Raw genomic sequence first — 25,840 nt, forward strand, 5'->3', positions numbered from 1 at the left:
AGGTTGATAACTTCAGGACCGGCGCAGTGACCGCGGGCTGATGCGCCAGTCCCTCGAATCAAATCGACTTTCCGCCGGCCCAGGGCTGGTGATATCCGGGGCGGGCGTATCCGGCAGCGGCGCTGGCGTAATCGGCGGAACCACCGGGACCGTCGGTTGCGGAGTGACGCCATGCGCATGGCCGGGCATCACGCCAGGACTTGGGGTCGGCCTGACATGGGAGTGAATGTGACGCTCCGGCAGCACGTCAAGCTTGCGAACTGTCTCGGCCATGGGCGGGACGTGGGGTAAAGACGGCATCACCCTCGGCACCACTACGCTGTTCGCAAGCGCCTTGGTATCAGGGCAAGGACAGTGGCCGACGTTTACATTCACCTGCACATTGGCGTTGGCATCCTTGGTCACGGAGACGCCGGGTTTGTGCACGTGCGGTAACACCGACAAAGCGTGCTGCCCTCGCGGATCAACCGTCAATGTAGAGTGTCCAGGCAGTTGGCGCGCATCGACTGGAGCGGCGAGCGGCTTATACTGAGTGGGGAATGCACCAGGCGCACTATTCTTCCCCGACAATATCTCGCGCATGGTTTTGAAGACTTGCTCGAGCATGTCAATCAACCGCGAGAAGCCACCTACATCAATCGTCATTGCATTGTTCGCCACGTTGAAATGGTCATGACGCAATGCCACAGGAGTGGCAAACGCGTTGCCCCCCGAAGTACCCGATTGGTGGATGGCTGTCGACGTAGATGACGGCTGCCGCCCCGTGACGGTTGTATCAACATTGAGGAAGGGCGAATGGTTAATCGTTAGAGACATCAGTGAGTTCCTTATTGGCACGACCCGGCTCAGTTAATTGGCCGCAGACGCGAGAGTTTTTATTGGCTGGAAGCAACTCACGCTGCTTCACAGCCCGTACTTTCGTGGAATCTGAGGCCATCGAGTTCCAGAAATCGCGACTTATATAAGGAAACCAAATCAAACTTTCGGATTTTGCCTCATGGCCATTTAGAAAAACCCGCACCCCAAGTACCTCTGCCGAACATTAACGGGACACACACGCTAATAAACCCTGTTCTGCGCAATTTACCGATACAACCCCAGACACCGCGCAACCGCCGAGTGTGATATTCCAACCCGCATAAACGCAAAATGCCCCGCATCTTTCGATACGAAGCATTTTATTGAAACACCCCACGCATTCATCCACTGTTGCAATGCACTTCAAAGGCATTCAAGCGTTATAACTTATGACTCAGGTTCACCAGAATGGGCCATCCCCAGCAATCGACTCACCTGCTTCAAATCGGTCTCGCGGCGCATTGCGGTAAACAGCTCCACCGCCTCGGGATAATTGCGCGTCAACATTGCCAACCACTGCTTCAGCCGACCGGGCGCCTGACGTTCGGTCAGCTGCGCCACCGACTGGGTCCAGAAGTCCTGGAGCAACGGCTGCATCTGCGCCCAGGTCATTGCCACAACCTCTTCACCGGCCCTCGCCGCCGCGATCTGCCGCGCAAGATCAGGACGCGCCACCAGCCCGCGACCGAGCATGATGTCTTCGGCGCCGCTGACTTCGCGGCAACGCTTCCAGTCTTCGACACTCCAGATATCGCCATTGGCAAACACCGGCACCTTGACCACATCCTGCACGCGTGGAATCCACTCCCAGTGGGCTGGCGGCTTGTAGCCATCGGTCTTGGTCCGTGCATGCACGACGATATGCGCCGCACCACCCTCTGCCAGGGCCGTAGCGCAGACCAGCGCACCATCCGGGCTGTCGAAGCCCAGGCGCATCTTGGCGGTCACCGGGATATGCGCCGGCACCGCGCGACGCACATGCTCGACGATGCGGTTGAGCAACTCCGGCTCCTTGAGCAGCACCGCACCGCCGCGCGACTTGTTGACGGTCTTGGCCGGGCAGCCGAAGTTCAGGTCGATCACTTGCGAGCCCAACTCGCAAGCCAGCGCCGCGTTTTCCGCCAGGCACACGGGGTCGGAACCGAGCAACTGCACACGCAGCGGCACGCCAGCGGCGGTGTGGGCACCGTGCAGCAGTTCCGGGGCGAGCTTATGGAAATAGGCGGGGGTGAGGAGGCGGTCGTTGACGCGGATAAATTCGGTCACGCACCAGTCGATACCGCCCACGCGAGTCAACACGTCCCGCAGGATGTTGTCGACCAACCCCTCCATGGGCGCTAAAGCAATTTGCATGGAAAACACTCAACAAAAATCGTGGCGCAGTTTACTGGGTTTCCCGCCGCAACCGTTAACCCCCTGTCAGGGCGGGGCCGTAGCCGTCGAGAAACTCCGCCGGCATGCGCTTGGGCTTGCCACTGGACAGCTCGATGCAGACGAAGGTGGTTTGCGCGCGCAGTAAGGTCGCGCCGTCGCGAGGGCGTACCAACTGGAAACGACGGGTCATTTTCAGACGCTGGTCCCAGTCGACGATCCAGGTCGCCAGTTGCAGTTCGTCGCCTTCATAGGCCGCTGCCAGGTAGTCGATCTCATGGCGTACCACGGCCATGGCGCGGTCCAGTCGCCGGTACTCGGCGAGGTCCAGCCCCAGGCGCTGGGAATGGCGCCAGGCGCAACGTTCCAGCCAGGACACGTACACCGCGTTATTGGCGTGCCCCAGGCCGTCGATGTCCTCAGCGGCGACCTGCAGATCGATGATAAACGGCGTTGCCAAATCCCAGCCCATACCTTGCTCCTGTCGATTGATGTCGGCAGGGCAGTGTATCAGGCCGTTTGGCGCGCCTGTAAACGGCAGCCCGCCAGCAGCGCCAGCACCGCGTCGACCACCCGGGGATCGGCCAGCACTCGCTGGTGCCCGCCCTGCTCCAGGCGCAACAGGCGGCTGTCGAACCAGGCGTCGTGGATGACCTGGGACGCGCTGACCGGCACGAAGGTATCGTCTTCGGCATGCACGATCAGACCGGGGAGGTTCATCTGGTAATGGGCCACGTCCAAATGCTTGAGCGGCATGCCCAGGGTCAGCTCGACCTCTTGGATAAACGCCGAGCGCGCCCGCGATGGCAACCCGACCATGCCGGCGAACCCACGCAGCACATCGAGGAAGCGCGATGGCGCAGCAATGCTCACCAGCGCTTCGGTGCGCAGCCCCAATTGCACCGCCAGCATCGCACTGGCGCCCCCCATGGAATGGCCGACCACCGCGTGCAGCGGCGGCAACTCGGCCGCCGCTTCAAGCATGGCGCGGGCAAACAGCAGCACGTTGGCTTCACGCCCCGGCGAACGGCCGTGGGCCGGGCCATCCAGGGCAATCACCGAATAGCCGTTCTCCACCAGCGCGGTGATCAGACTGGCGAACTGGGTGGGCCGCCCTTCCCAACCGTGCATCAGCAGCACCGCCGGGCCTTGGCCCCAGCGCAACGCCGACAGACCAAAACGCAAGGTGATGCGCTCTGCGTGCGCCAACAGTGGCAACTCCCAATCACGCGGCGGTAGATCCCGTGGGGTCATGAAGACCCGCCGCATGTTGTTGGCCACCGTGTGCGGCGCCAGGCGCCCCAAGGTGCCGTTGACGCTACGAATCCAGGTCAATGCGCCCATTCTGCAAACCCTCTTAACGTATGGCCGACTTCGCGGCACGCAACACACGATCCGACAATTCGCCCGGCCCGAGGGCACGCGCCAACGCCAGCCCGCCGATCATCAAGGCCATGTCCGCCAGGGCCTTGTCGGTATCTTCCGGACTGGCGGCCAGTTGCGCGGCCATCAACTCCACATGCTCATTGAGGACTTGGCGAAACGCGTCCGGCAGGCGGGCCATCTCGCCGACGGTCGCCGGAATCGGGCAGGCCTTGGCCGTGGAGTCACGGTGCTTGCGCGACAGGTAGAACGCCGCAACCAAGGCGCGGCGTTCTTCGCCGGTGAGTTGCGCATCCATGTCGTCAATCGATGCACGGCGCTGGGCCAACAATTGGCTGAAGGCTTCGAGCATCAGCGCATCCTTGCTTTCAAAGTGCGCGTAGAAACCGCCGACGGTCAGCCCCGCCGCGCCCATGACTTCACCAACGCTCGGCTCGGCCGGGCCGCGCTGAATCAACGCGGCGCTGGCGGCCTGCAGGATACGTTCGCGGGTTTGCGCTTTTTTATCGCTCATCGTTGCCTCCGACTCTCATGAGCCTAATATTATAACCATAATAATATTTCGCAAGCGAGTAGCATAACCACTGGTCAGAAGCCCGCACGGGCAAGAGAAAGGAGAATTGGCCAAACGCCAGACAAACAAAAGGGCCATTCAATAATTGAATGACCCTTAAAAATCCCGCAGAGCGGGTAATCGTGGCGTCCCCTAGGGGACTCGAACCCCTGTTACCGCCGTGAAAGGGCGGTGTCCTAGGCCACTAGACGAAGGGGACACAAACCTTCTATACAACTGATCAGGCTGAGACTGATCGATTCAAGTACGGCGTGGCCAGAACCTTGAACCTGTAAATTGGTGGAGCTAAACGGGATCGAACCGTTGACCTCTTGCATGCCATGCAAGCGCTCTCCCAGCTGAGCTATAGCCCCGGATTTTTCGCCTCGCGGCGCAGCAGACCTTGCGAACTGCTTGTTGAAACTGGCGTCCCCTAGGGGACTCGAACCCCTGTTACCGCCGTGAAAGGGCGGTGTCCTAGGCCACTAGACGAAGGGGACAAAACCTTCTGTACAACACGATCAAGCTAGGCCTGATCAATTCAAGGACGGTGTGGCCAGACCTTGAACCTGTAAATTGGTGGAGCTAAACGGGATCGAACCGTTGACCTCTTGCATGCCATGCAAGCGCTCTCCCAGCTGAGCTATAGCCCCTCATCGGTGAGGACGGGGCGAATCTTAATGGCGCTTTGGAAACGTGTCAAATTTATTTTCAACAATTTCCAAAGTTTTTTGCCGGGATAACAATCACTTACCAACCAAACCCCGAAAAACCGGGGTTTGGCCGCTACAAGCACTGACTCAGGCGATAGCGCCCAGCAGCTTCTCCCACTCTTTGTTTTCTTTCTTCGACACACCACCAAGCAAATCAAGGGCTTGGCGCAGACGGAAACGCGTGAGGTCCGGACCGAGAATTTCCATCGCATCGAGTACCGACACCGAACTGGCCTGCCCGGTGATCGCGGCAAACATCAGCGGCATGGCATCGCGCAATTTCAGCTCCAGGGATTCAACCACCGCCTGGATCGTCGCGGTAATGGCGTCCTTCTCCCACTGGCGCAGGCTTTCGAGCTTCCACAGGATCAACTGCATCAACTGGCGAACCTGGTCGCCGGAGAGTTTCTTCGACTCAAACAGCTTCGCATCCGGGTTCACGCCACCGGCAAAGAAGAAACTGGCCAACGGTGCGACCTGACTGAACGTCTCCACCCTGCCCTGCACCAGCGGTGCGATCTTCATCATGTACTCGGGGTTCAACGCCCACTGCTGCATGCGGCTGGCGAACGCTTCCACCGGCAGGTCGCGCAGCCATTGGCCATTGAGCCACGACAGCTTCTCGATATCGAAGATCGGCCCGCCCAGCGAGACGCGGGACAGGTCGAAATTGTCGACCATTTCCTGCAGCGAGAACTTCTCGCGCTCGTCCGGCATCGACCAGCCCATGCGCCCCAGGTAGTTGAGCATTGCTTCAGGCATGAAACCCATGCGCTCGTAGAACGTCACCGAAGTCGGGTTCTTGCGCTTGGACAGCTTGCTCTTGTCCGGGTTACGCAGCAGCGGCATGTAGCACAGCTGCGGTTGTTCCCAGCCAAAGTACTCATAGAGCAGGATCAGCTTCGGCGCCGACGGCAGCCATTCTTCACCGCGCAACACGTGGGTGATGCCCATCAGGTGGTCGTCGACCACGTTGGCCAGAAAGTACGTCGGCAGGCCGTCGGTCTTCATCAGCACTTGCATGTCCATGCGATCCCACGGGATCTCGACGTCACCGCGCAACATGTCCGGCACCACGCACACGCCTTCGCTCGGCACCTTCATGCGGATCACATGGGGCTCGCCGGCGGCCAGGCGTGCGGCCACTTCTTCTTTCGACAGCAGCAGCGCACGGCCGTCGTAGCGCGGGGTTTCGCCACGGGCCTGTTGCTCGGCGCGCATCTGGTCCAACTCTTCTGCAGTGCAGAAGCATGGGAACGCATGACCCATGTCGACCAACTGCTGGGTGTACTGCTTGTAGATGTCGCTGCGCTCGCTCTGGCGATACGGGCCGTGCGGGCCGCCGACGTCCGGGCCTTCCGACCAGGTGATGCCCAACCAGCGCAGGGCGTCGAAAATCTGCTGTTCCGACTCGCGGGTCGAACGCAGTTGATCGGTGTCTTCGATCCGCAGGATGAATTCACCGCCGTGCTGCTTGGCAAAGCAGTAGTTGAACAAGGCGATGTAAGCAGTGCCGACGTGGGGGTCCCCGGTAGGCGATGGCGCGATGCGCGTGCGGACGGTGGTCATGGCAGGTCTCGAATGGGCGATATAACTGAAATTAAAACAAGGGGCGAATGGTAACAGCCATGGGCACTTGGGCTCCAGCGTCCTCCGTACCGAGCATGGCATATAGGCCAAGTTTGGGTCTGGAGTCTCGCTATAGCTATTTGCCAACTGGCTGGCTGGTTATATTCCATTACCTCTTGTTACAGACGCCGCGCCCATGCCTGCCCCACTGAAACGCCGCCTGCTTATCTTTGTATTGATCGTGAGCCTGATCGCCCTGGGTTTCTTCGCCCAGTGGTTTTTCAGGGGGCGCTTCTACGAAAGCACCGATAACGCCTACGTACAGGGCGAGATTACCCGTGTCTCCAGCCAACTCGGCGCGCGGATTGTCGAGGTGCTGGTCGGTGATAACGAGCACGTGCAACAAGGTCAACTGCTGGTGAGGCTTGAAGGCGACGACTTCCACCTGGCCGTGGACCGCGCCAACGCCGCCCTCGCCATGCGTGAAGCCGAGCGCACCCAGGCGCAGAGCAAACTCACCCAGCAAGCCAGCCTGATCGCCGCCAGCGAAGCCAAAGTGGCGTCCAGCCAGGCCAGCCTGGGCCGTTCGCAGATCGACCTGTCCCGCGCCCAGACCCTGCGCAAACCCGGCTACGTCTCGGAAGAACGGGTCACCACCCTCTCCGCCGACAACCACATCGCCCGCTCCCAAGTGACCATGGCCCAGGCCGACCTGCAGGGCCAGCGCCAGCAGGTCAACGCCCTGAATGCCGAGATCAAGCGCCTCGACGCGCTGATCGCCAACGCCAGAACCGACCTGGCCCAGGCCGAGCTGAACCTGACCCGCAGCGACATCCACGCGCCCATCAGCGGCTTGGTCGGCCAGCGTGCCGCGCGCAATGGCCAATACGTGCAAGCCGGCGCCTACCTGCTGTCGATCGTCCCCGACCAGGACATCTGGATTCAGGCCAACTTCAAGGAAACCCAAATCGGCCATATGCAGCCCGGGCAAAAAGCCGAGCTGACCTTCGATGCTTATAGCGATACACCGATCGAGGCGCGGGTCGACAGCCTCTTCGCCGCCTCCGGGGCGCAGTTCAGCCTGTTGCCGCCGGACAATGCCACCGGCAACTTCACCAAAGTCGTACAACGGATGCCGGTGAAACTCACGTTTGCCGCGGATAACCCGCTGAAGGGCAAGATCCGCCCCGGCATGTCCGTCACCGTCAAAGTGAACATCAAAGACCAGCCTGATGGCCGGTGACCCACTGCTGCGCCCGGTCGGCGAACCGACCCGGCGCGACTGGATCGCGGTGATGAGCGTGATGCTCGGCGCCTTCATGGCGGTGCTCGACATCCAGATCACCAACTCGTCCCTCAAGGACATCCAGGGCGCGCTGTCAGCCACCCTGGAAGAAGGCTCGTGGATTTCCACCTCCTACCTTGTGGCCGAAATCATCATGATCCCCCTCACCGCCTGGCTGGTGCAGTTGCTCTCGGCAAGGCGGCTGGCGGTGTGGGTGTCGATAGGATTCCTGACTGCCTCGCTGATGTGCTCCATGGCCTGGAGCCTGGAAAGCATGATCGTGTTCCGCGCCCTGCAAGGCTTTACCGGCGGCGCGCTGATCCCCCTGGCGTTTACCCTGACCCTGATCAAGCTGCCCGAGCATCACCGCGCCAAAGGCATGGCGATGTTTGCCATGACCGCCACCTTCGCGCCGTCCATCGGCCCGACCATCGGCGGCTGGCTCACGGAAAACTGGGGCTGGGAATACATCTTCTATATCAACGTGCCGCCCGGGCTGCTGATGATCGCCGGGCTGCTCTACGGCCTGGAAAAAAAGGCGCCCCATTGGGAGCTGCTGAAAAGCACCGACTACGCCGGCATCGTCAGCATGGCCATCGGCCTGGGCTGCTTGCAGGTGTTTCTGGAAGAAGGCCACCGCAAGGACTGGCTTGAGTCGAACCTGATCGTCAGCCTGGGCAGCGTCGCCCTGCTGAGTTTGATCACCTTCGTGATTGTGCAACTGTCCAAACCCAACCCGCTGATCAACCTCGGCATTCTGACCAATCGCAACTTCGGCCTGTCGAGCATTTCCAGCCTGGGCATGGGTGTCGGGTTGTACGGTTCGATCTATTTACTGCCGCTGTACCTGGCGCAGATCCAGAACTACAACGCGCTGCAGATCGGCGAAGTGATCATGTGGATGGGCGTTCCCCAGCTGTTCCTGATCCCGCTGGTGCCGAAACTGATGAAGTATGTGTCGCCAAAATGGCTGTGCGCCTTAGGATTCGGCCTGTTCGGCCTGGCGAGTTTTTCCTCGGGCGTGCTCAACCCGGACTTTGCCGGCAGCCAGTTCAACCAGATCCAACTCATCCGCGCCCTCGGGCAGCCGTTGATCATGGTGACCATCTCGCTGATCGCCACGGCCTACATCCTGCCCCAGGACGCCGGGTCGGCTTCAAGCCTGTTCAACATCCTGCGTAACCTCGGTGGCGCCATCGGCATCGCGCTGCTGGCGACCTTGCTGGATGCGCGCACCAAGGTCTATTTCGATTATTTACGCGAGGCGATCGTGCCGACCAATCCCCAAGTCGCGGAGCGGATGGCGACGCTGACGGAGCAATTGGGCAACCAGACGGCGGCGCTGGGCAAACTCAGTGAGATTGCGCACCAGCAGGCGCAGATCATGGCCTACAACGATGCGTTTCACTGTGTGGGGTTCGCGCTGGGGGTGAGTATGCTGGCGATTTTGCTGACCAAGGCATTGCCGGCGGGGCTGAAGGCTGGGGAGAGTCATTGAGACCGTGTCGCGCCTATCGGGAGCAAGCTCCCTCCCACATTTGACTGCATTTCAAAGTTGGAACCCGGTCAAATGTGGGAGGGGGCTTGCCCCCGATGAGGCCAGTACAGCCACTACCAATCAAACCGCCAGCAAGCGCTCACGCAACTTACCGATCTCATCGCGCGTCTGCGCCGCCGCTTCGAATTCCAGATCCCGCGCCAACTGGTACATCTTCTCTTCCAACTGCCGGATACGCTTGGTGATCTCGCTCGGCGAACGCAGTTCGTTTTCGTACTTGGCACTTTCTTCGGCGGCCTTGGCCATGCCCTTGCGCTTCTTGCTGCGCGAGCCAGGCACGGTGGCGCCTTCCATGATGTCGGCGACGTCCTTGAACACGCCCTTGGGCGTGATGCCGTTTGCCAGGTTGAAGGCGATCTGTTTATCGCGACGGCGCTCAGTCTCGCCAATCGCCCGTTCCATGGAGCCGGTGATGCGATCGGCGTAGAGAATCGCCCGACCATTGAGGTTACGCGCCGCACGGCCAATGGTCTGGATCAGCGAGCGTTCGGAGCGCAGGAAGCCCTCCTTGTCCGCGTCGAGGATCGCCACCAGCGAGACTTCCGGCATGTCCAGGCCTTCGCGCAGCAGGTTGATCCCCACCAGCACATCAAAGGTGCCCAGGCGCAGGTCGCGGATGATTTCCACGCGCTCCACGGTGTCGATGTCCGAGTGCAGGTAGCGCACGCGCACGCCGTGGTCGGCCAGGTAGTCGGTCAAGTCTTCGGACATGCGCTTGGTCAGCGTGGTGACCAGTACCCGCTCTTCCAGGGCCACGCGCTTGCCGATTTCCGAGAGCAGGTCGTCGACCTGGGTCAGCGCCGGGCGGATTTCGATTTGCGGATCGACCAGGCCGGTCGGGCGCACCAGTTGCTCGATCACGCGCCCCGCGTGCTCAGCCTCGTAGTTGCCGGGCGTCGCCGAGACGAAGATGGTCTGCGGGCTGATGCGTTCCCATTCGTCGAAGCGCATCGGCCGGTTGTCCAGCGCCGACGGCAGGCGGAAGCCGTATTCCACCAGGGTTTCCTTGCGCGAACGGTCGCCCTTATACATCGCGCCGACTTGCGGCACGCTGACGTGGGATTCGTCGATCACCAGCAGCGCGTCGTCCGGCAGGTAGTCGTAGAGCGTCGGCGGCGGCGCACCGGATTCACGGCCCGAGAGGTAGCGTGAGTAGTTTTCGATGCCGTTGCAGTAGCCCAGCTCCAGGATCATCTCCAGGTCGAAGCGGGTGCGTTGCTCCAGGCGCTGGGCTTCCACCAGCTTGTTGTTGGCGCGCAGGTATTCCAGGCGCTCGGCCAGCTCGACCTTGATGCCCTCGACGGCGCCCATCAGGGTTTCACGCGGCGTTACGTAGTGGCTTTTGGGGTAGAAGGTGAAACGCGGCAGTTTGCGGATCACTTCGCCGGTCAACGGGTCGAAGGCCGACAGGCTCTCGACTTCATCGTCGAACAGCTCGATGCGGATCGCTTCCAGGTCAGACTCCGCCGGGTAGATGTCGATCACATCGCCGCGCACACGGAAGGTGGCGCGGGCGAAGTCCATGTCGTTGCGCGTGTATTGCAAGCTCGTCAGCCGACGCAGCAGTTCGCGCTGGTCGAGTTTGTCGCCACGGTCAACGTGCAGCACCATCTTCAGATAGGTTTCCGGGCTGCCCAGGCCGTAGATGCACGACACCGTGGTGACGATGATCGCGTCCTTGCGTTCCAGCAGCGCCTTGGTCGCCGACAGACGCATCTGCTCGATGTGGTCGTTGATCGATGCGTCCTTCTCGATAAAGGTATCGGAGGACGGCACATAGGCTTCGGGCTGGTAGTAGTCGTAGTAGGAAACGAAGTACTCCACCGCGTTGTTCGGGAAGAACGCCTTGAACTCGCCATACAACTGCGCGGCCAGGGTCTTGTTCGGTGCCAGTACCAGGGTCGGGCGGTTGATCTGCGCGATCACGTTGGCGATGCTGAATGTCTTGCCCGAACCGGTCACCCCGAGCAGCGTCTGGTGCGACAGGCCGGCTTCGATGCCTTCGACCATCTGGCGAATCGCTTCGGGTTGATCGCCGGCGGGTTCAAAGCGGGTGACGAGCTGGAAATCCGACATAACGTACCTCTTTCAAGTCACCCCCGGCTGCACTCCACCAAGGACGAAAAAAGCTCAGCGACCCGCGAATTCTCATCGCAGGTTGCAGGAAAAAACCATGATAGCTGTAGAAGTGGTGGCGAATGTGTCGGGTTTCAAGGCAATCGTCCGACCTGCCGTCTACGCTCAAGGCGGGATCAAGACTAACGGTCGGCAAATAAACCGAAAAAGTTGGCCGAAAAGCCGTTTCGGTTGTCGCCCTTGACCGTGATGGCCTCTATACTAGCTCCCCGTTTGTGCACCGCTCTAGTGCATTCGGCTGGAGCGCGACACGTCCCTCCTTTCCCCCAAAGAGCTGCCGCAAAAATGAGCCTGTTCTCCGCTGTCGAAATGGCACCACGCGATCCAATCCTGGGCCTCAACGAAGCATTCAACGCCGATACACGAACCACCAAGGTCAACCTTGGCGTGGGCGTTTACTGCAACGAAGAGGGGAAGATTCCGCTCTTGCGTGCCGTTGCCGAAGCGGAAGCCATTCGCGTGGCGCAACACGCCGCCCGTGGCTACCTGCCGATCGACGGCATCGTGGCCTACGACCAGGCCGTGCAAAAGCTGCTGTTTGGCGCTGACTCGCCGCTGCTGAGCGCTGGCCGCGTGATCACCGCACAAGCGGTCGGCGGCACCGGCGCACTGAAGATTGGCGCTGACTTCCTCAAGCAACTGCTGCCCAATGCCGTGGTTGCCATCAGCGACCCGAGCTGGGAAAACCACCAGGCGCTGTTCGAAAAAGCCGGCTTCCCGGTGCAGACCTACCGCTACTATGACGCCGCCACCCACGACGTGAACCGTGCCGGCCTGCTCGAAGACCTCAACGCCCTGCCGCCACAGTCCATCGTGGTGTTGCACGCCTGCTGCCACAACCCGACCGGCGTCGACCTGAGCCCGGCCGACTGGCAACAAGTGCTGGACGTGGTCAAGGCGAAAAACCTGGTGCCGTTCCTCGACATGGCCTACCAGGGGTTTGGCGACGGCATTCACGAAGACGCGGCTGCGGTGCGCTTGTTCGCGGAATCGGGCCTGACGTTCTTTGTATCGAGCTCGTTCTCCAAATCGTTCTCCCTGTACGGCGAACGTGTGGGCGCGCTGTCGATCGTCAGCGAATCCAAGGAAGAAAGTGCGCGCATCCTGTCCCAGGTCAAGCGTGTGATCCGCACCAACTACTCGAACCCGCCGACCCACGGCGCGGCAGTCGTGGCCGCGGTGCTGAACAACCCTGAGCTGCGTGCCCAGTGGGAAGCCGAGCTGGCCGAAATGCGCCTGCGCATCCGTGGTATGCGCGAGCAGATGGTCGCCGAACTGGCCAAGGCTGCGCCGGGCCACGACTTCAGCTTTGTCGGTCGCCAGCGTGGGATGTTCTCCTACTCCGGCCTGACCGTTGAGCAAGTCACCCGCCTGCGCACCGAGTTTGGGATCTACGCGCTGGATACCGGGCGTATCTGTGTAGCAGCGTTGAACCAGGCGAACATCGGTGCGGTAACAAAGGCGATTGTTCAGGTTCTATAAACCTGGCGGCGCTGTACGAAGGGAAGCTACGGCTTCCCTTTTTAATGCCTGTCAGAAAACGCCCTGCTCCCCTAGACTGAACCCCGACTGCCCCTTTGCTATGAGACCCCTATGAGAAACGACGACCTGGACCTGCATGCCGAGCGCGACGAGCTGGACCACTTCACCCCACGTGCGCCTCAAGCCAAGCGCCAGAAAAGCCTGGTATTGCAAGTAGCCCTCGGCGTATTCCTCGGCGGGTTGGCCCTGTGGCTGGTGCAATTGGGTGCGACAGCCATCATGGCCAAATTGGCGATGGGAACCCTGCAATTCGGCGGCTGATGAAGATTGAAAGGTGGGAGGGGGTAAGCCCCCTCCCACATTGGTTTTATGGGGTTGCCAGGGCGCGTTCCTCCAGCAACCGCACAAAACTGTTAAGGCTCTGCGACACCGTGCCCCGGCGCCAGATCAGCCAAGTGTGCAAGACGCGGAAACTGTCCGTCAGCGGCCACACACTCACCGTGGTAAACCCCGGCATGCTTTCCAACATGCTGCGCGGCATCAGCGCCAGGCCGGCCCCGGCACTGACGCAGGCAAGCATGCCGTGGTAAGACTCCATCTCAAAAATCCGCCCCGGCACCGCGCCGTCCTGTGAGAACCAGCGCTCGAAGTGGTGCCGGTACGAACAGTTGGAGCGAAAGGTATAGATGCTTTCCCCGTTCACATCCTGCCCGCGGGTGATCGGCGCGTGGTGCAACGGTGCAATCACCACCATCTCCTCCTCGAACACCGCCACGCCCTCCAGGGTGGCATGCAACACCGGCCCATCGACAAACGCTGCCGCCAGGCGCCCTGACAGCACGCCTTCGATCATCGTGCCGGACGGCCCGGTACTCAGGTCCAACTCGACCTTGGTGTGCTTCTGGTTATACGCCGCCAGTAACGCAGGAATGCGCACCGCTGCGGTGCTTTCCAGCGAACCAAGGGCAAACGCGCCCTGGGGCTCCTCCCCCGCCACCGTCGCGCGGGCTTCCTGCACCAAGTCAAGAATGCGCCGTGCATAGCCGAGGAAATTCCACCCGGCAGGCGACAAGCGCAGGCGGCTCTTCTCGCGGATAAACAGCTCCACGCCGAGATCCTGCTCCAGTTGCTTGATGCGCGTGGTCAGGTTGGACGGCACCCGATGAATCAACTGGGCGGCGGCGCTGATGCTGCCTTGCTCGGCAACGGCCTTGAAGATTTCCAGCTGCACCAGGTCCAAATCATTCTCCAATCGTGAACGTATTGCTTAATATTATTCACTTTCCAGAAAAGATATAGCCCCCTACGCTGATTCCAATCCAAACCTTCAGCAGGACGGTGCCATGCGCGCAATCAATCACCAGACCCACGCCCTCTCGATCAACCCCGCCACCGGCGAAACGCTCGGCAGTTACCCGTATGAAACCGAGACCCAGCTGGACGCCGCTCTCACCCGTGCCACCGCAGCCTTCCGCACCTGGCGCCGTCAGCCGGTCAGCCTGCGCGCAGAGCGGTTGCTGGCCCTGGCCGGGGCCCTGCGTGAGCAAGCCGAAGAGATGGCGCAGATGATCACCCTGGAAATGGGCAAACCCATCGCCCAGGCCCGCGCCGAAATCGAGAAATGCGCGCAACTCAGCGAGTGGTACGCCGCCCACGGCCCCGCCATGCTGGCCCCGGAACCGACGCTGGTGGACAACGGCACCGCGCATATCGAATACCGCCCGCTGGGTCCGATCCTCGCCGTGATGCCGTGGAACTTCCCGGTGTGGCAAGTCTTGCGCGGCGCCGTGCCGACGCTGCTCGCCGGCAACACCTACGTGCTCAAACACGCGCCGAACGTGATGGGCAGCGCCTACCTGATGAAAGCGGCGTTCCACAAAGCCGGCTTTGCGCAAGGCCTGTTCGAAGTGCTCAACGTGACCCAGGACGGCGTGTCCAAAGCCATCGCCGACCCGCGCATCGCCGCCCTCACTCTCACCGGCAGCGTGCGCGCCGGCATGGCCATCGGCGCTCAGGCCGGTGCCGCGCTGAAGAAATGCGTGCTCGAACTGGGCGGCTGCGACCCGTTCATCGTACTCAACGACGCCGACCTCGACGCCGCCGTCCAGGCTGCCGTGATCGGCCGTTTCCAGAACAGCGGCCAAGTCTGCGCCGCCGCCAAGCGTCTGATCATCGAGGCCGGCGTGGTGGACGCGTTCACCGCCAAGTTCGTCGAAGCCAGCCGCCAACTGGTGATGGGCGACCCGACCTCGACCAGCACCTACGTCGGCCCGATGGCCCGCTTCGACCTGCGCGACGAACTGCACAGCCAGGTGCAGGCCACCCTGGCAGAAGGCGCGACCCTGCTGCTGGGCGGTAACAAAGTGCCCGGCGCCGGCAACTACTACGCTCCGACCGTACTGGCCGATGTCACCGACCAGATGACCTCGTTCAAACAAGAGCTGTTCGGCCCCGTCGCCTCCATCATCAGCGCCCGCGACGCTGACCACGCTGTGGCCCTGGCCAACGACAGCGAGTTTGGCCTGACCGCGAGCATCTTCACCCGCGACTCGGCGAAAGCGCGCGATATCGCCGACCAGCTCGAAACCGGCGGGATCTTCGTCAACGCCTTCAGCGTGTCCGACCCTCGGGTGGCGTTTGGCGGCGTGAAAAAAAGCGGCTTTGGCCGCGAGTTGTCGCACTTTGGCGTGCGGGAATTCTGCAATGCGCAGACGGTATGGCTGGATCGCAAGTAAGCCAAAGCACCCCCTATTGCCAGGGAGCGTGATCCCACTGGGCTGCGCAACAGGCTCAACAGCGAATATGCCGCCGCACGCACTGCACCAGCCCGTCCAGCGCCTGTGACTTCACCGGTGCGAGCACACAGACCGTGTGCTCGCGCTCACCTTCCGTCACGGTCAAGGTGTAATGCACCTGGCCTGGATTACCGGGTTCCGGCGCGGTGCTTTGCGGCAACTGAAAGAAGTGCGAAGCCTCGATCAGTTGCCGCAACTCTTGCTGGTCCGGCTCGGGCAGCTTCTCCAGTTCCACGGTGTTCGGTCGGGCCAGGCCCGGAAAAAACGCCGGACCACCGATTTCCTTGATCGAAATTTGCATGGCTGCTCCTCACCGCCCAGGCGGGTTGTCAGACGTTAATGCCCACGGCTTTCCAGCCTTCCTTCACCGCCTTGTGCTCAGCCTTGTCAGCACCGTACAGCCGACCGGCGATGTCGTAGGTGATGCGCGCGAAACGCAGAAACCCCGAATTCGGCCGCAACCGCGCATCGCGCAGCGCGTCATACCAGATACGCCCGGCGCGCTCCCAGGCAAACCCGCCGATCTTCGTGGCCACCTGATAGAACGCATGGTTGGGAATGCCGGAATTGATATGCACCCCGCCGTTGTCCTCATAGGTCTGCACGAAATCGTCCATATGCCCCGGCTGAGGGTCCTTGCCCAGCAGCTTGTCATCAAACGCGGTGCCTGGCGCTTTCATCGAGCGCAACGCAGTGCCTTTGATTTTCTTGGTAAACAACCCCTTGCCGATCAACCAATCCGCATCTTGCGCCTTTTGCTGCAGCGCGTACTGCTTGATCAGTGAACCGAACACGTCAGACAGCGACTCGTTCAACGCACCGGATTGATTGAAATACATCAGCTTGGCCTCATCCTCGGTCACACCGTGGGCCAACTCATGGCCAATGACATCAAGGGCTATCGTGAACCGGTTGAATAGCTGCTGGTCGCCATCACCAAACACCATCTGGCTCGAGTTCCAGAACGCATTGTTGTAGCTCTGGCCAAAATGAACCGTCGCGTCCAGTGCCATACCGGCGTCGTCAATGGAATTGCGGTCGAAGACCTGATCAAAAAAATCGAACGTGGCGCCCAACCCGTCATAGGCCTCGTCCACCGCGACATCACCACTGGCGGGCTGCCCTTCGCCACGGATCAGCTTGCCCGGCAGGCTATCGGCGCCCTCGGCGCTGTAGATCGAACGCCGTTTGTCGGCGCCCATGGCCAGGGCCATATGGGCGGCCCCTTTGGCGGGCACGGCAACCATGCGTAACGAGCGGAACGTGCTGTCTTTGGCACGGGTCCGTAACGCGACGTCCCGTTGCGCTTTATCGCCATTGCGGGCGATCTGGTCGAGCATGTACGGCGGGATCAGGCAGAAAATCGGATTACGATGCTGGCGAACACACATTGGCTGGCTCCATTTTGGCGAGTGGTGAACGTCCGGGTAACCGTTCAAGGATAGTCCTGCTGCGACGGCTTGGCCCAAATTGTCATGAAGCTATGCTGCAGTAGTGTTTATCCAAGGACTGCGAGGAACTTACGATGCCCCCACGCACCGCCAAAATCGCCCTTTCGCACCGCCCCCGGCTCGCCGATCTGCGCCCGTTGATCGCGGCCAGCCCCAGTCTCATGGAGGCCAGGACGGCGACTGCGCGTGTCACCGCGGCCAAGGACCTGCAGGACCGGGGCGGCTACGCTGAAGCGTTTCTCGACCGCTTCGTGGTGCCATGGCCCACGGTGGATGAGGCTCTGGCGGCTGACGTACAACCGCTGCGCCTGGACTACACGCATTTCTCAGTGACCATGTCGCGCTCAAGGCGACTGGCGCTCTACGTGGGCGCCAATATCGATGGCGGACAGCATGTGGATATCATCCGCGCCAACGACGCCTGGGCCTATGACGGCCGCCTGCCCATCAGCGCACAGGTGGGCGACGCGCTCTACACCAACAATGGCCTGGACCGCGGTCACCTGGTACGCCGACAAGACCCCAACTGGGGCGACGCGGCCAACACGGCCAATGCCGATACCTTCCACTTCACCAACTGCTCACCGCAGATGAGCGGCTTCAACCAGAAGACCTGGCTGGAACTCGAGGACTACATTCTCGATAACACTCAACGCTGGAAAGCCCGAGCCACGGTGTTTACCGGCCCGGTGTTGGCGGATGACGACCGTGTCTACCGAGGCGTTAAAATCCCCAAAGCATTCTGGAAAGTGGTCGCCTACCTCAGCGACGACGGCAAGCCTTCCGCCAGCGCCTACATGATCGACCAAAGCCGTGAACTGGGTCAGCTCGACCTCATGTTCGGGCAGCTCAGGACCTACCAGCGCAGTGTGATTCAGATCGAACGATTGACCGGTATTCGCTTCGGCAACCTGGCCGACTACGACGGTTTCAGCAACGAAGAGCGCGCCACGGGGACGCGAATTGAAGCGCTGATCCAGGGCCCTGAAGATATTCGTCTTTGAGCGGGCGACCTAAAGCTATATCGCCTCGCCGTGATCGACTACCATACCGCGCCGGTTCCCAAACGGGACTAATAGGGAATCCGAAGCGCGGTACATCGCGTCAATCGGAACTGCCCCCGCAACTGTAGATGCCGAGCCCGCTCCCCCACTGCCACTGGACCCCGTCCGGGAAGGCCGGAGCGTGGCGACGACGCATCAGTCAGGAGACCTGCCGGCCCAGCAAAATCACTCACCGGCGGGGTGTCCGGGAAGGACATCCTTGCCTGCCTCACCCGCAGCGGTCGAGGGCGTGTTTCCGAACCGTACATCCCCAGTTCCAGGTACGGCTTCAAGGAGATTGCCCCATGCTGCCACGCGTTATCGCCCTGCTCACCGGGCTGGGCTTGTGTGCCCTGGCCCAAGCCAACCCCACTCAGTACCCGCTGACGGTGGAGAACTGCGGCAGCAGCCTGACCTTCGCACAAGCGCCCGCCCGCAGCGTAACCATCGGCCAGGCTGCTACCGAAATGCTCTATGCCCTCGGCGTGGGCGATAAAGTGGTCGGCACGTCGCTGTGGTTCAACAACGTGTTGCCGCAGTTCAAGGCGCTGAACGACAGTATCGAACGCCTGGCCAATAACGAACCGAGTTTCGAGTCGGTGATCGCCAAGCGCCCGCAACTGGTGGCGGCCGAGCTGGAATGGGTGGTCGGCCCGCAAGGCGTGGTGGGCACCCGCGAGCAGTTTCATGAGTTGAAGATCGCCACCTACCTGCTGCCCTCCGACTGCGAAGGCAAGGACAACCGGGTGGGCGCCGACGGCACGCGGCTGGAGCCATTCCGTGTCGACACGATCTACAAGAGCATCCGCCAACTGGCCGAGATTTTCGACGTGCAGGATCGCGGCCAGCAACTCAACGATGAACTCAAGGCGCGCCTGGCCAAGTCCGTCGCCACGGTGCAAAGCAAGGGGCTCAAGCAGGCCAGCGCGCTGGTGTGGTTCTCCAGCGCCGAGATGGCCAGCGATCCCTACGTGGCCGGTCACAAGGGTGTCCCCGAATTCATGCTGCAAACCCTCGGCCTGCGCAACGTGGTGCAGTCCGATGAGGAATGGCCCGCCGTCGGCTGGGAAACCATCGCCAGGGCCAACCCCACCGTGCTGGTGATTGCGCGCATGGACCGCCGCCGCTACCCGGCTGACGATCACGAACAGAAGCTGGCCTTCCTGCGCAGCGACCCGGTGACGCGCAACATGGACGCGGTGAAACACAACCGCATCATCATCCTCGACGCCATGGCGTTGCAGGCCAGCGTGCGCACCTTCGATGGCCTTGAACAACTGGCGACGGCCATCGACGGCTACGATCTGCCGAAATGAGCGCCAGCCTGATACGAACCGTGCTTGCCCTGGCGTTGCTGCTGATCGCCGTGCTCGCCGGCGTGGCCATCGGCGAAACCGCCATCACGCCACACGTGGTGCTCCAAGTGCTGGCCAACAAACTGTGGGCGGCCGGCTACGTGCTGGACCCGATCGATGAAGGCGTGGTGTGGAACTACCGCCTGACCCGCACCCTGGTCGCCGCTGCGTGCGGGGCGGGGCTGGCCACCTGCGGGGTGATTTTGCAGTCGTTGTTGCGCAACCCCCTGGCCGATCCGTACCTGCTGGGTATCAGCGCCGGTGCTTCGACCGGCGCAGTCCTGGTGGTGCTGATGGGCGTCGGCGGTGGCTTGGTTTCACTGTCGGTCGGCGCGTTCGGCGGGGCGATGGCGGCGTTTGCGCTGGTGGTATTGCTCGCACGGGCCAGCGGTTCGTCCAGCGGCACCGGGCAGATCATCCTCGCGGGCATCGCCGGCTCGCAGCTGTTCAATGCGCTCACTGCGTTCCTGATCACCAAATCGGCCAGTTCCGAACAGGCGCGCGGCATTTTGTTCTGGCTGCTGGGCAACCTCAGCGGCGTGCGTTGGCCGTCGGTGTGGCTGGCGGTGCCGGTGGCGGTCGCCGGGTTGGCGGTGTGCCTGTGGCATCGCCGTGCGCTGGACGCGTTCACCTTCGGCAGCGACTCGGCGGCCGCCCTTGGTATCCCAGTGCGCCGGGTGCAGTTTGTGCTGGTGGGCTGCGCGGCATTGGTCACGGCGGTGATGGTGTCGATTGTCGGCTCTATCGGGTTTGTCGGGCTGGTAATCCCCCATGCCGTGCGTCTGCTGCTCGGCACCGGGCACTCGCGCCTGTTGCCGGCCAGCGCGTTGGGTGGCGCGCTATTTTTGATTGCTGCCGATGTGCTGTCGCGCACCTTGATCAAGGGCCAGGTGATCCCGGTCGGCGTGGTCACAGCACTGGTCGGTGCGCCGGTGTTTGCGCTGATTCTGATCGGCCGGAGAAACGCTCGATGAATGCGCCTGTGTTGAGCTGCAGCGGGTTGGGCTTCAAGGTGCGCGACGCCGAGTTGCTGCGGGATATCCACCTGGAGGTGGCGTCAGGCGAAACCCTCGGGATTGTCGGACCGAACGGCTCCGGCAAATCCACCTTGCTCAAGCTGTTGGCCGGTTTGCGTACACCGGCCCATGGCGAAGTACGCCTTGGGGGCGAGCGTCTGGTCGAACTGTCCCGCCGCACCATCGCACAACGCCTGGCGGTGGTGGAACAACAGGCGGACACCGACGATGCCATTCGCGTGTTCGACGCTGTCGCATTGGGCCGCACCCCGTGGCTGTCGGCGCTGAGCCCGTGGTCCGAGGCAGACGAGTGCGTCGTGCGCCAGGCGCTGCACGACGTGGACGCCACCCACTTGAGCAACCGCGCCTGGCGCAGCCTCTCCGGCGGTGAACGCCAACGCGTACACATCGCCCGGGCCTTGGCGCAACGGCCGCAGATTCTGTTGTTGGATGAGCCGACCAATCACCTGGACATCCAGCATCAACTGGCGATTTTGAAGGGGGTGCAGGCGTTGCCCGTCACTACCTTGATCGCCTTGCACGATCTCAACCAGGCGCTGACCTGTGATCGCCTGGCCGTGCTGGAGCGCGGGCGCTTGGTGGCGCTGGGCAAGCCACTGGAAGTGCTGACACCGCAGCGGCTGCAGGACACGTTCGGGGTGCAGGCGCACTATCTGACGGACCCGTTTGATGGGGCGCAGATTCTGCGGCTGCGCTGTTAAAAACAACGCCGTTCAAATGTTGGACTGTCGAGCCCGGCGACGCGGCGATGGGATCACCGCGCTCGCCTCGCTAACCTTCGACAATCCTGAGCCAAGGCCACCGCGCCTGATAGCTGCGCGCCTTCTGCTCAAACAACCCCGGCTGCGGATTGATGGGGTTGATCCTGAGCAGGCCCTGCTCCATATCAGTCAAACCAAACGGCGCATACACCTCACCTGTCGCCACATCCAGCCCGATGCACGTCCCGGCCACCAGGTAACGATCAATCCCGTCGCGAGCCGAGCGCAACTGCGGATACGGCCTGCCAAACCGCTGGCCATACCATAGGTGAACGCGCGCCTGATTTTTTACCTCAATTTCAACGTCCAAATCCTCGAACAGCCGCTGCGCTGCGCGAATGACCGCGTCTTCAGCCGCCCAGGAAAGGTCCGGATCGAAGTAAAAAACGTCGTAGTCCTTCACCCCCTGATCAGCAGGCAGATTCGACTGATGATTCCAAACGGCCTGGAACAGACAGCCCGCCGTCAGCATGCACTGGCTCAAACCAAGAGTGGGCAGGCGGGCGGTGATCTCGGCGTTGATGGGGTTGGCCATGGCCAGCTTGAGAAAGGTTTCGACGGTCAATGTCATGTTCAATCCTTTGTAATGGTCGCCGGTCCTGGGCAGCCAACAGTACAACAACGCGGGTTACGCTTTCACGTAACGGCCCCTTCTTCACGTCATCAAAATTCGCTAAGGTGCCTCGACGCTCCGTTCCTCTATTACCCTCACCGAGACACCCACCTTGGCCCACTTCCCCACTGATCGTCCCGCCAGCGCCTGGTCGGTGTTTCTGATTTTTCTGCGCCTGGGGCTTACCTCCTTCGGCGGCCCCATCGCGCACCTGGGTTACTTTCGCGACGAATTCGTCACCCGGCGCCGCTGGCTGAGCGAGCGCAGCTATGGGGATTTGGTCGCACTGTGCCAATTTCTGCCCGGCCCGGCCAGCAGCCAGGTGGGCATCGCGCTGGGCCTGTCGCGGGCCGGCTACGGTGGGGCGCTGGCGGCGTGGTTAGGGTTTACGCTGCCGTCCGCCATTGTGCTGATCCTGTTCGCCTTGGGCATTGCCCAACACAGCACAGCCCTCCCGCCCGGCGCGCTGCATGGCCTTAAGGTGGTGGCCGTCGCCGTGGTCGCCCAAGCCGTGTGGGGCATGGCGCGCAACCTGTGTACCAACGCAGCGCGCATCACCTTGATGCTGCTCGCCGCCTGCGCGGCCCTGCTACAAACCTCGGCGTGGGGCCAGGTGGCAGTGATCGGCGCGGCGGCGGTGGCTGGCCTGCTGCTGTTCAAGCCCACGCCGCCCGCTGCGCACGATGCGTTGCCCGTGACGCTCAGCCGCCGTGCCGGGGCGATGTGGTTATCGCTGTTTGTGCTGGTGCTGGCCGGCCTGCCGCTCCTGGTCCAATTGATCCCCAGCCAGAGCCTGGCGATGACCGACGCCTTCTACCGCAGCGGCTCGCTGGTATTCGGCGGCGGCCACGTGGTGCTGCCGCTGCTGCAGGCCGAAGTCGTGCCCAACGGGTGGGTGAGCAACGACATATTCCTCGCCGGCTACGGCGCCGCCCAGGCCATGCCCGGCCCCTTGTTCACCTTCGCCGCGTTCCTCGGCGCGTCGATGAGCCAGGCCCCGAGCGGCTGGCTCGGTGGCCTGCTCTGCCTGCTGGCCATCTTCGCCCCGTCGTTTTTACTGGTGCTGGGCGCACTGCCCTTCTGGGAAAGCCTGCGCCGCAGCCCGCGCACCCAGGCCGCCCTTGCGGGCGTGAACGCAGCGGTGGTGGGGCTGTTGCTGGCGGCGCTGTACCAGCCGGTGTGGACCAGTGCGATCTTTAGCGCAGGGGATTTCGGCCTGGCCCTGATCGGCCTGGTGGCGTTGATGGTATGGAAGCTGCCACCGTGGCTGGTGGTTGTAGGAAGTGGCGCGGCGGGATGGTTATTAAGTCTTACCGTGTAACCCGCGCGGCCACCGCGCATTACCGCTTGACCCAGTCCGAAGACCTCTGCGGCTAGCGACTAACCCTTCAACTCACTCGCACGATTACTCGCCGCGTCGTCGTAAGCCACATACAACGACTCGGCGATTTGGCTTTTGATGGCCTTGGTGGACTCGAGCCCCAGGACAAAACCTTCAGCTTTGCCGCCGGCGCGGTTGAGTTCTTCGTGGGTGGAGGCGCCGGTGATGGCGTCGAGAAGCTTGGAGGCGTGAGGGCCTACGCCTTTGGGAAGGGAAATTTGGTCGATGGTCATTGCGGTACCTTTATGAAAAATGGACGGTAGCGCGTGGACCACTCCCGGGCTGGCATGGTAGACCTGTTTGGAAAGAAAGGGGCTGCTTTCGGCCCAAAACCGGGCATCGAGTGTCGACAGATTCAAGCTGGCGCACACCGAACGGAGACTCCGTAGCAGTCTGAGAATATTTTCCCGCAGACAAACAAAACCCCTGTTTGCGTAAGCAAACAGGGGTTCTGGAATTTAATCTTGACGATGACCTACTCTCACATGGGGAAACCCCACACTACCATCGGCGATGCATCGTTTCACTACTGAGTTCGGGATGGGATCAGGTGGTTCCAATGCTCTATGGTCGTCAAGAAATTCGGGTACTGAGTCGTGGCCAGCTGGCCTCGCTTCAGCAAATTGGGTATGTGATAGCTTTCGGTGTTTTGTAAGAGTCGAACTTTCGGTTCGTTTCGTCTTCACACACCGCAATCTGATGCTCTTTCGAGTAGTCAAATTGCTTGGGTGTTATATGGTCAAGCCTCACGGGCAATTAGTATTGGTTAGCTCAACGCCTCACAGCGCTTACACACCCAACCTATCAACGTCGTAGTCTTCGACGGCCCTTCAGGGGACTCAAGGTCCCAGTGAGATCTCATCTTGAGGCTAGTTTCCCGCTTAGATGCTTTCAGCGGTTATCTATTCCGAACATAGCTACCCGGCAATGCCACTGGCGTGACAACCGGAACACCAGAGGTTCGTCCACTCCGGTCCTCTCGTACTAGGAGCAGCCCCTCTCAAATCTCAAACGTCCACGGCAGATAGGGACCGAACTGTCTCACGACGTTCTAAACCCAGCTCGCGTACCACTTTAAATGGCGAACAGCCATACCCTTGGGACCGGCTTCAGCCCCAGGATGTGATGAGCCGACATCGAGGTGCCAAACACCGCCGTCGATATGAACTCTTGGGCGGTATCAGCCTGTTATCCCCGGAGTACCTTTTATCCGTTGAGCGATGGCCCTTCCATACAGAACCACCGGATCACTAAGACCTACTTTCGTACCTGCTCGACGTGTCTGTCTCGCAGTCAAGCGCGCTTTTGCCTTTATACTCTACGACCGATTTCCGACCGGTCTGAGCGCACCTTCGTACTCCTCCGTTACTCTTTAGGAGGAGACCGCCCCAGTCAAACTACCCACCATACACTGTCCTCGATCCGGATAACGGACCTGAGTTAGAACCTCAAAGTTGCCAGGGTGGTATTTCAAGGTTGGCTCCACGCGAACTGGCGTCCACGCTTCAAAGCCTCCCACCTATCCTACACAAGCAAATTCAAAGTCCAGTGCAAAGCTATAGTAAAGGTTCACGGGGTCTTTCCGTCTAGCCGCGGATACACTGCATCTTCACAGCGATTTCAATTTCACTGAGTCTCGGGTGGAGACAGCGCCGCCATCGTTACGCCATTCGTGCAGGTCGGAACTTACCCGACAAGGAATTTCGCTACCTTAGGACCGTTATAGTTACGGCCGCCGTTTACCGGGGCTTCGATCAAGAGCTTCGCGTTAGCTAACCCCATCAATTAACCTTCCGGCACCGGGCAGGCGTCACACCCTATACGTCCACTTTCGTGTTTGCAGAGTGCTGTGTTTTTAATAAACAGTCGCAGCGGCCTGGTATCTTCGACCGGCATGAGCTTACGGAGCAAGTCCTTCACCCTCACCGGCGCACCTTCTCCCGAAGTTACGGTGCCATTTTGCCTAGTTCCTTCACCCGAGTTCTCTCAAGCGCCTTGGTATTCTCTACCCAACCACCTGTGTCGGTTTGGGGTACGGTTCCTGGTTACCTGAAGCTTAGAAGCTTTTCTTGGAAGCATGGCATCAACCACTTCGTCATCTAAAAGATAACTCGTCATCAGCTCTCGGCCTTAGAATCCCGGATTTACCTAAGATTCCAGCCTACCACCTTAAACTTGGACAACCAACGCCAAGCTGGCCTAGCCTTCTCCGTCCCTCCATCGCAATAACCAGAAGTACAGGAATATTAACCTGTTTTCCATCGACTACGCTTTTCAGCCTCGCCTTAGGGACCGACTAACCCTGCGTCGATTAACGTTGCGCAGGAAACCTTGGTCTTTCGGCGTGGGTGTTTTTCACACCCATTATCGTTACTCATGTCAGCATTCGCACTTCTGATACCTCCAGCAAGCTTCTCAACTCACCTTCACAGGCTTACAGAACGCTCCTCTACCGCATCACCTAAGTGATACCCGTAGCTTCGGTGTATGGTTTGA

General features: G+C 61.1%; 22 protein-coding genes, 4 tRNA genes, 2 rRNA genes and 1 riboswitch (1 of these 29 only partly in view). Of the genes, 10 read left to right on the forward strand and 18 right to left on the reverse strand.

Annotation, left to right across the window (positions count from 1 at the left end):
• Positions 1-12: 12 nt before the first annotated feature.
• From J2Y83_RS19275 to gltX, 10 genes are all read right to left on the reverse strand, one after another.
• Positions 13-816: a hypothetical protein gene (locus J2Y83_RS19275; RefSeq protein WP_253397537.1), complete on the reverse strand. Its 804-nt coding sequence runs from the start codon at positions 814-816 to the stop codon at positions 13-15.
• Positions 817-1,245: 429 nt separating this feature from the next.
• Positions 1,246-2,211 (reverse strand): tRNA dihydrouridine synthase, encoded by a 966-nt coding sequence (locus J2Y83_RS19280; protein ID WP_253397539.1) that lies wholly within the window; start codon positions 2,209-2,211, stop codon positions 1,246-1,248.
• Positions 2,212-2,266: 55 nt separating this feature from the next.
• Entirely contained in the window at positions 2,267-2,701 is a 435-nt protein-coding gene (locus J2Y83_RS19285) for an acyl-CoA thioesterase (RefSeq protein ID WP_253397541.1), read from the reverse strand.
• Between the two features lie 38 nt (positions 2,702-2,739).
• Positions 2,740-3,573 (reverse strand): alpha/beta fold hydrolase, encoded by an 834-nt coding sequence (locus tag J2Y83_RS19290; protein WP_253397543.1) that lies wholly within the window; start codon positions 3,571-3,573, stop codon positions 2,740-2,742.
• Positions 3,574-3,586: 13 nt separating this feature from the next.
• A complete protein-coding gene (locus J2Y83_RS19295; protein ID WP_247403107.1) occupies positions 3,587-4,126 on the reverse strand; it encodes a TetR/AcrR family transcriptional regulator in 540 nt (179 codons plus the stop codon).
• A 183-nt stretch (positions 4,127-4,309) separates the two neighbouring features.
• Positions 4,310-4,385 (reverse strand) — tRNA-Glu (locus J2Y83_RS19300).
• A 78-nt stretch (positions 4,386-4,463) separates the two neighbouring features.
• Positions 4,464-4,539, reverse strand: a tRNA-Ala gene (locus J2Y83_RS19305).
• A gap of 50 nt (positions 4,540-4,589) precedes the next feature.
• Positions 4,590-4,665 (reverse strand) — tRNA-Glu (locus tag J2Y83_RS19310).
• Between the two features lie 77 nt (positions 4,666-4,742).
• A tRNA-Ala gene (locus J2Y83_RS19315) sits at positions 4,743-4,818 on the reverse strand.
• A gap of 147 nt (positions 4,819-4,965) precedes the next feature.
• Positions 4,966-6,447: a glutamate--tRNA ligase gene (gene gltX / locus J2Y83_RS19320; RefSeq protein ID WP_253397545.1), complete on the reverse strand. Its 1,482-nt coding sequence runs from the start codon at positions 6,445-6,447 to the stop codon at positions 4,966-4,968.
• Positions 6,448-6,643: 196 nt separating this feature from the next.
• Here gltX and J2Y83_RS19325 point away from each other — a divergent pair, with 196 nt between their 5' ends.
• Both J2Y83_RS19325 and J2Y83_RS19330 read left to right on the forward strand, forming a co-directional pair.
• Positions 6,644-7,690: an HlyD family secretion protein gene (locus J2Y83_RS19325; RefSeq protein ID WP_253397547.1), complete on the forward strand. Its 1,047-nt coding sequence runs from the start codon at positions 6,644-6,646 to the stop codon at positions 7,688-7,690.
• Positions 7,691-7,739: 49 nt separating this feature from the next.
• Positions 7,740-9,230, forward strand: coding sequence for an MDR family MFS transporter (locus J2Y83_RS19330; protein ID WP_253400418.1), 1,491 nt, complete (start codon positions 7,740-7,742; stop codon positions 9,228-9,230).
• A gap of 120 nt (positions 9,231-9,350) precedes the next feature.
• Here J2Y83_RS19330 and uvrB read toward each other — a convergent pair whose 3' ends face one another.
• Positions 9,351-11,366, reverse strand: coding sequence for an excinuclease ABC subunit UvrB (gene uvrB, locus J2Y83_RS19335; RefSeq protein ID WP_253397549.1), 2,016 nt, complete (start codon positions 11,364-11,366; stop codon positions 9,351-9,353).
• Positions 11,367-11,711: 345 nt separating this feature from the next.
• On the opposite strand from uvrB, the gene J2Y83_RS19340 reads away from it, so the two are divergent.
• Together J2Y83_RS19340 and J2Y83_RS19345 are read left to right on the forward strand one after the other, a co-directional pair.
• Complete coding sequence (locus J2Y83_RS19340; RefSeq protein WP_253397551.1) at positions 11,712-12,908, forward strand: amino acid aminotransferase; 1,197 nt, start codon at positions 11,712-11,714, stop codon at positions 12,906-12,908.
• Between the two features lie 111 nt (positions 12,909-13,019).
• On the forward strand, positions 13,020-13,229 hold the full coding sequence (locus J2Y83_RS19345) for a hypothetical protein (protein WP_247403095.1): 210 nt from the start codon (positions 13,020-13,022) through the stop codon (positions 13,227-13,229).
• Positions 13,230-13,275: 46 nt separating this feature from the next.
• On the opposite strand, the gene ptrR is transcribed toward J2Y83_RS19345, so the two are convergent.
• Complete coding sequence (ptrR, locus tag J2Y83_RS19350) at positions 13,276-14,148, reverse strand: putrescine utilization regulator PtrR (protein ID WP_253397553.1); 873 nt, start codon at positions 14,146-14,148, stop codon at positions 13,276-13,278.
• 103 nt (positions 14,149-14,251) lie between these two features.
• Between ptrR and J2Y83_RS19355 the strand changes: the two genes are divergently transcribed.
• The gene (locus J2Y83_RS19355; protein WP_253397555.1) at positions 14,252-15,643 is read left to right on the forward strand and encodes an aldehyde dehydrogenase family protein; all 1,392 of its coding nucleotides are present in this window, start codon (positions 14,252-14,254) and stop codon (positions 15,641-15,643) included.
• Positions 15,644-15,698: 55 nt separating this feature from the next.
• Here J2Y83_RS19355 and J2Y83_RS19360 read toward each other — a convergent pair whose 3' ends face one another.
• A complete protein-coding gene (locus J2Y83_RS19360; RefSeq protein WP_247406412.1) occupies positions 15,699-16,004 on the reverse strand; it encodes a protealysin inhibitor emfourin in 306 nt (101 codons plus the stop codon).
• Positions 16,005-16,032: 28 nt separating this feature from the next.
• Entirely contained in the window at positions 16,033-17,094 is a 1,062-nt protein-coding gene (locus J2Y83_RS19365) for a M4 family metallopeptidase (protein ID WP_253397558.1), read from the reverse strand.
• Between the two features lie 134 nt (positions 17,095-17,228).
• On the opposite strand from J2Y83_RS19365, the gene J2Y83_RS19370 reads away from it, so the two are divergent.
• From J2Y83_RS19370 to J2Y83_RS19385, 4 genes are all read left to right on the forward strand, one after another.
• The gene (locus J2Y83_RS19370; RefSeq protein WP_253397560.1) at positions 17,229-18,158 is read left to right on the forward strand and encodes a DNA/RNA non-specific endonuclease; all 930 of its coding nucleotides are present in this window, start codon (positions 17,229-17,231) and stop codon (positions 18,156-18,158) included.
• A gap of 35 nt (positions 18,159-18,193) precedes the next feature.
• Positions 18,194-18,388, forward strand: a riboswitch (cobalamin riboswitch).
• A gap of 114 nt (positions 18,389-18,502) precedes the next feature.
• Positions 18,503-19,513, forward strand: a complete 1,011-nt coding sequence (locus J2Y83_RS19375) for an ABC transporter substrate-binding protein (RefSeq protein WP_253397562.1) — start codon at positions 18,503-18,505, stop codon at positions 19,511-19,513.
• A gap of 8 nt (positions 19,514-19,521) precedes the next feature.
• The gene (locus tag J2Y83_RS19380; protein ID WP_253400419.1) at positions 19,522-20,526 is read left to right on the forward strand and encodes a FecCD family ABC transporter permease; all 1,005 of its coding nucleotides are present in this window, start codon (positions 19,522-19,524) and stop codon (positions 20,524-20,526) included.
• A complete protein-coding gene (locus tag J2Y83_RS19385) occupies positions 20,523-21,290 on the forward strand; it encodes an ABC transporter ATP-binding protein (protein WP_253397564.1) in 768 nt (255 codons plus the stop codon). The genes J2Y83_RS19380 and J2Y83_RS19385 overlap by 4 nt, the downstream gene beginning before the upstream one ends.
• Positions 21,291-21,360: 70 nt before the next feature.
• On the opposite strand, the gene J2Y83_RS19390 is transcribed toward J2Y83_RS19385, so the two are convergent.
• Complete coding sequence (locus J2Y83_RS19390; protein ID WP_253397565.1) at positions 21,361-21,921, reverse strand: nucleotidyltransferase family protein; 561 nt, start codon at positions 21,919-21,921, stop codon at positions 21,361-21,363.
• Positions 21,922-22,075: 154 nt separating this feature from the next.
• Between J2Y83_RS19390 and chrA the strand changes: the two genes are divergently transcribed.
• A complete protein-coding gene (gene chrA / locus J2Y83_RS19395) occupies positions 22,076-23,284 on the forward strand; it encodes a chromate efflux transporter (RefSeq protein ID WP_253397567.1) in 1,209 nt (402 codons plus the stop codon).
• A gap of 59 nt (positions 23,285-23,343) precedes the next feature.
• Here chrA and J2Y83_RS19400 read toward each other — a convergent pair whose 3' ends face one another.
• The 3 genes from J2Y83_RS19400 to J2Y83_RS19410 form a co-directional block, all read right to left on the reverse strand.
• Complete coding sequence (locus J2Y83_RS19400) at positions 23,344-23,577, reverse strand: hypothetical protein (protein WP_017847731.1); 234 nt, start codon at positions 23,575-23,577, stop codon at positions 23,344-23,346.
• A 229-nt stretch (positions 23,578-23,806) separates the two neighbouring features.
• Positions 23,807-23,922: ribosomal RNA gene (gene rrf / locus J2Y83_RS19405) — 5S ribosomal RNA — on the reverse strand.
• Positions 23,923-24,079: 157 nt separating this feature from the next.
• A 23S ribosomal RNA gene (locus tag J2Y83_RS19410) occupies positions 24,080-25,840 on the reverse strand (it continues 1,130 nt past the right edge of the window).

It is taken from the genome of Pseudomonas marginalis (genome assembly GCF_024169655.1).
Taxonomy (GTDB): Bacteria; Pseudomonadota; Gammaproteobacteria; order Pseudomonadales; family Pseudomonadaceae; genus Aquipseudomonas; species Aquipseudomonas paraveronii.

Bases quoted from the DNA above. Each gene is read 5' to 3' on its own strand.
- J2Y83_RS19275 (WP_253397537.1), bottom strand. From the start codon at position 816: ATGTCTCTAACGATTAACCATTCGCCCTTCCTCAATGTTGATACAACC.
- J2Y83_RS19280 (WP_253397539.1), bottom strand. From the start codon at position 2,211: ATGCAAATTGCTTTAGCGCCCATGGAGGGGTTGGTCGACAACATCCTG.
- J2Y83_RS19285 (WP_253397541.1), bottom strand. From the start codon at position 2,701: ATGGGCTGGGATTTGGCAACGCCGTTTATCATCGATCTGCAGGTCGCC.
- J2Y83_RS19290 (WP_253397543.1), bottom strand. From the start codon at position 3,573: ATGGGCGCATTGACCTGGATTCGTAGCGTCAACGGCACCTTGGGGCGC.
- J2Y83_RS19295 (WP_247403107.1), bottom strand. From the start codon at position 4,126: ATGAGCGATAAAAAAGCGCAAACCCGCGAACGTATCCTGCAGGCCGCC.
- gltX (WP_253397545.1), bottom strand. From the start codon at position 6,447: ATGACCACCGTCCGCACGCGCATCGCGCCATCGCCTACCGGGGACCCC.
- J2Y83_RS19325 (WP_253397547.1), top strand. From the start codon at position 6,644: ATGCCTGCCCCACTGAAACGCCGCCTGCTTATCTTTGTATTGATCGTG.
- uvrB (WP_253397549.1), bottom strand. From the start codon at position 11,366: ATGTCGGATTTCCAGCTCGTCACCCGCTTTGAACCCGCCGGCGATCAA.
- J2Y83_RS19340 (WP_253397551.1), top strand. From the start codon at position 11,712: ATGAGCCTGTTCTCCGCTGTCGAAATGGCACCACGCGATCCAATCCTG.
- J2Y83_RS19345 (WP_247403095.1), top strand. From the start codon at position 13,020: ATGAGAAACGACGACCTGGACCTGCATGCCGAGCGCGACGAGCTGGAC.
- J2Y83_RS19355 (WP_253397555.1), top strand. From the start codon at position 14,252: ATGCGCGCAATCAATCACCAGACCCACGCCCTCTCGATCAACCCCGCC.
- J2Y83_RS19360 (WP_247406412.1), bottom strand. From the start codon at position 16,004: ATGCAAATTTCGATCAAGGAAATCGGTGGTCCGGCGTTTTTTCCGGGC.
- J2Y83_RS19365 (WP_253397558.1), bottom strand. From the start codon at position 17,094: ATGTGTGTTCGCCAGCATCGTAATCCGATTTTCTGCCTGATCCCGCCG.
- J2Y83_RS19370 (WP_253397560.1), top strand. From the start codon at position 17,229: ATGCCCCCACGCACCGCCAAAATCGCCCTTTCGCACCGCCCCCGGCTC.
- J2Y83_RS19375 (WP_253397562.1), top strand. From the start codon at position 18,503: ATGCTGCCACGCGTTATCGCCCTGCTCACCGGGCTGGGCTTGTGTGCC.
- J2Y83_RS19385 (WP_253397564.1), top strand. From the start codon at position 20,523: ATGAATGCGCCTGTGTTGAGCTGCAGCGGGTTGGGCTTCAAGGTGCGC.
- J2Y83_RS19390 (WP_253397565.1), bottom strand. From the start codon at position 21,921: ATGACATTGACCGTCGAAACCTTTCTCAAGCTGGCCATGGCCAACCCC.
- J2Y83_RS19400 (WP_017847731.1), bottom strand. From the start codon at position 23,577: ATGACCATCGACCAAATTTCCCTTCCCAAAGGCGTAGGCCCTCACGCC.